At 48.5% G+C, this 4,984-nt stretch carries 1 protein-coding gene; it reads left to right on the forward strand.

Going from position 1 to position 4,984, the window contains the following annotated elements:
- Positions 1–4,984: Ig-like domain-containing protein (locus tag AB1797_13085; GenBank protein ID MEW5768520.1), on the forward strand; the 4,984-nt coding region annotated here is incomplete at both ends.

Raw genomic sequence — 4,984 nt, forward strand, 5'->3', positions numbered from 1 at the left:
GTTCCACCGTATGTTAAAAAGGTAAAGGTAACTCAAGGGGCGGGGAATGTAATATATGAGCGATACTGGGAAGATGATGATAATAATCCATATCCTAATCTTAATCCTACCAGGACATTAAAGCCTCCTAACCCTCCTGAAAAAGCAGCTAATGGTAATACTGACATCACCATAGAGGTAGAATATTCAGAAGAGATGACTGATGGAGGCAATAAGCTTTTAGAACTTTATGTAGGAAGTGTAAAAGTTCCCATAAGGCGGGACTCCACTCATAGGAAAGCTTTTGGAACTCTTACCGCACAAATGATCAGCAATAACAATATGAATGGAGAACAGGTTCTAAGGCTTATTGGCTACCATAAGTATGCTCAAGATTGGCAATTAGATAGTGATCCTCATACCTTCTGCTATCAAAATCATAATGCAAGTAATCTGAAGGGGTATGATCCTGGTCCTGACCAAAATCACCGTTTCACTATCGACATCTCCAAACAAACTATATATGCCATTGACTCGGGGACATATCACGAAGGAGATGTCTTCTATACTTGCAACGATGTAAACCCGGTCGTGTATGTGAGAGGTTCGGGATATATGGCTAATCGCTCATATACCCTCTATATCACGGAGAACCTGGGCTGGGAAGATGGAGATGTCATTGATCATATCAAAAGGACGGTTACAGTGTCTACCAATGCCCAGGGAGAAATATATCCTCAACAGATTCATCCCGGTGCACCTCAGGATGAATATGATGTCATCCTTGATTATGATGGTGATGGTAAATACACCGAGGGGCTTGATGCGATAGATGGGCCGGCCGGGCCGTCTTCGCCTTATGGGGCAGGGTTTCGGGTAGTACCTGGGAAAAGGATTCGCGTGCCTTTGCTGGTTTATGAAGGTGGTTACAGTTTTAAACCCCCGGCTGGGACATGGGCCCTGGTGACCATAAAGAGACCGGGCTTTCCCCGAGAGGAACCGCTGTATTCTAATTTAGTGGTAAATGAAGACGGTGAGATTCAATTTGACGGCCAAGTAGGCGATAAGATTCTCTACCGGGTCTTTTTGAAGACCTTTACCTGGATTAATCCTCAGTCTGGGATAGGAGATGCCAAGGCCGGAGTGTTGACGGAGCCTACCTCGCCGGCCTTCTACGTGATGGCTTCACCGCTCTTTGGGATTAAACAATCAGGTTGTTTCTATGTCCCGGATGCCGATGTGGTTACTTTTGTGGATGGCTGGTCTGAGACTCTCCTTGATGAGCAGTTCAGGCTGCCGGCCCTCTTTTCCCTGCTGACTATTCCCGTAAATAGTATGCTGGAGGGAAACCTGGGCTATTTTATCTATGGCACTATGCAAGAGGTGACCATCATCAACCGGGCTGCCCCCTTTCGTCTCCTGGACAATCTGGCGACATCTTACGACGTGGCCCGGGAGCAATTACCGGATGAAGAGATCAGCCCGGCTATTGCCATCTGGGCATCAAGGAACGACTATACCCCGGATGGGGTAAGCTGCTACTGGCAAAAGACCCCTGGGAGTGATAATTACAAGCTGCTCATTGCCCCGCAGGATGCTAACAATCAGGATAAGGTCTTTCAAGCTTATGCTGATATGCTCTTTGTCAGACACGGCAAGAGGCCCTCTCGACCACCACAGGCCCCAGCTATAATGCTTACTTCTATGGATGAATCTTCTCTGGCCCAATATCTAATGGAACAGGAGAGTCCAGGGGGTATGATCAGACTTAATCCCTCACCGGAAAAAAGAACCAGCCCGGCTCAGGCCTTTCTGAACGGTTTCTGCTACTACTTTTCGGCCGTAGTCAGGGAGTCACCAGTAGTTAATGTGGGTCGAAAGGCCTATAATTTAGAGACCCTTACGGCCCAGGGGATCGATAATGAACTGGCCGTGGCAGCCATGCTCTGGGCCATCGGAAGCCCGACTACTGTGCTCAAGGCTATTTATCAGCCGCGTCAGGAGATTCCAGAGGCATTGGTCTACAATGTCTGTGATCTCTTTACTGAACTTGAGGCCCAGGGCATGGATCTGACCGGACTCTATATCAGATATGGTCTACGACCAGAGATAATTGAAGTTATGGATCAGGATACGACCAGGCCGACCTTTATTTGGAGTGATAACGGTATCCTGGCCCATCCGGATACCTATACCCTGGAGATCGCCACTGATCCTGAATTCACCGATATCGTGGATACCTTCCCTGGGTTGCGGGAGACAACCTATTCGCTGACCACGACAGAGCTTGACAACGGTCTTTACTACTGGCGGGTCAGGGTGGAGAACCCGAACCTACCTGATCTTTACTCTGACTTTGGGGTCTTTGAGATCATCAGTACCTCCAGCGGCCGGGACCATTTTCATGTGGAAGGGATCAGGGACCCTGTTGAGGTAAATGAGGAGTCAGGGGTAACGGTGTATGTCCACGATGCAAGGCATAATCTTAAGACAGATTACGTGGGCAGAATTCACTTTAGTTCCAGCGACACCCTGGCCGGCCTCCCGGCTGATTACACCTTTACCTTAGCCGATGCCGGAAGCCATACCTTTACAGGCGGGGTAGTCTTTGGAACACAAGGTGAACAGGAGGTTCAGGTAAACGATGTCAGTGATCCGGGCATGATAGGCAGCCAGAAGAGGATCACGGTTATTCCGGAGAATTTTGCGCCGGTGGTGACTATAACTTCACCCACGGCAGGCGCTGTCTGGAGTGAAACGGAAACCATCCAATGGCAGGCCACGGATGCCAACGAGGCAGATACAATTCTCATCGGCATTTCTTACACTTTGGACGGAGGTATCCACTGGGAAGAGCTGACCACTGAAGAAGAGAACGATGGCTCTTATGTGCTGGATACCACCCTCTTACCTGACGGCAGTTACCAGATCAAGATTACGGCCAGTGATGGCCGCAAGGTAGGAGAGGCTGTCTCAGGGATATTTACCATTGATAACCTGCACTCACCCTCGGTTACGCTTATCTCACCCAATGGAGGAGAGGTCAGCGGGAATTGGACGATCCAGTGGTCGGCTGAAGATGCAGATAATGATCCGCTAACGGTCGATCTTTTCTACAGTAACAACCGTGGGACTACTTGGAACAAGATCGCGAGCAGGTTGCCCAATACTGGCGCACATAATTGGGATACCACTCAGCGGGCCAACTCGAATAACTACCTGGTCAAGGTAGTAGTAAGTGATGATGGTGGTTTAAGGGCTGAGGATCGATCGGATGATTTCTTTGCTGTGCGAAACCCTGGCGCACCGGAGATAACTTTGCTTTCACCTAATGGCGGCGAATCCTGGAGTGGGACTCAGGCCATTACCTGGGTGACTACCGGCCCGGTCACAGCGATTGATCTCTACTGGAGTTTAAATGCGGGAGCCACCTGGACTTTAATGGTGGCTGGTGAACCCAATGACGGCAGCTATTCCTTGAATACCAATAACTATGCGGACAGTAACGACTACCTGATCAAGGTGATAGCCGGATGGGGTAGTTACCAGGGAGAAGATATTTCTGATAACCCTTTCAGGATAGACAATGTGAATTTTTCCCCAACAGTGACACTACTTGATCCCAAAGATGTTAATCCTATTGAAGACTTATGGCAGGGAACAGGGATTATCAAATGGAGCGCCAGTGATCCCGATCCCCAGGATGTGCTGACAGTAGATATCTATTATTGGTACAAGAATAAGTGGTATGAGATAGTAACTGGTTATCCCAACACTGGTCATTATGCCTGGGATACTCGTTTAGTGCGTGATTACTATTACGCCTATGATGCCTATAAAATCAAAGTAGTAGTAAGTGATGGGCGCCTTTCGGCTAACGATTCTTCGGTAGGGACTTTTTCGGTGGATAACGGTTGTCCGGCGGGAAACATTGAGGTAATTTCACCCAATGGGAATGAGACCCTGAGCGGAAAGATAGATATTATTTACAAGACTGAGCTGGATTTCAATGGAAGACTTTACTATAGTCCTGATGCTGGTTTAACCACCTGGCAGTATATTGGCTTGGATGGTAACGACAGTTATCCTCATGCCAGCCGATATACCTGGGATACTACCCTGGTTCCAAATGGAACAAATTATCTAATTAAAGCTGAATTTAGCATACCTTTTGGCGATACCTATACCGACATCTCTGACCACGTCTTCACCATAAATAATCCGATAGTTGATTATTTCCAGTTAGACGGCCTCCCCGACACCGTTACGGTAGGCGTACCTTGCCGCCTTCAAGTAACGGCCAAAGACAGCCAAGGCAGAACCCGAACCGATTATCGAGGCACGATTGATTTTGCCTCTTCTGATCCCCAGGCTATCTTGCCTGATGAATATAGCTTTACTTTGGAGGATCAAGGGGGCCATTCTTTCGAGGTCACCTTCAGAACCGTGGGGCAGCAGCGTTTAAGGGTAGATGATCTTTCCGCCGGCGTAGGGAGTGAAATACCGCTAATCAATGTGATTTCCGAGAGGCCTTCAAGGATAGTAAAAGTAGCTGGGGATAATCAGAAGGCACCTCCTGACACGACATTAGCGCCTTTTGTCATTATGGTTACTGATGATTATGCCAACCCTTTTTCGAATATCAAAGTCAACTTCGAGATTACTGAATATCCTTCAGGAGCCACGGGCCAATCCCTGTCTGCAACCACTGGTATAACTGATGATCAGGGAAGGGCATCGACAACTCTGACCCTGGGGGACACACCGGGGACTTACAGTGTTGAAGTTACGGGAACAGGACTGGCTCCTGCCACCTTTACCGTTACAGCTATCGGGGCCAATACACCACCGACTATTACTATCATCGAGCCCCCGGCTGGAGGGGCTACGGCGGATACCGAATATGTCATTTACTGGCAGGATGCCGATCCGGATGACAATGCCCTGGTTAGCCTTTATTATGATTTGGATGATACAGGCTATAACGGGGTGGAGATAGTCAGCG

This window comes from bacterium, from assembly GCA_040753085.1.
Classification (GTDB): Bacteria; UBA9089; JASEGY01; order JASEGY01; family JASEGY01; genus JASEGY01.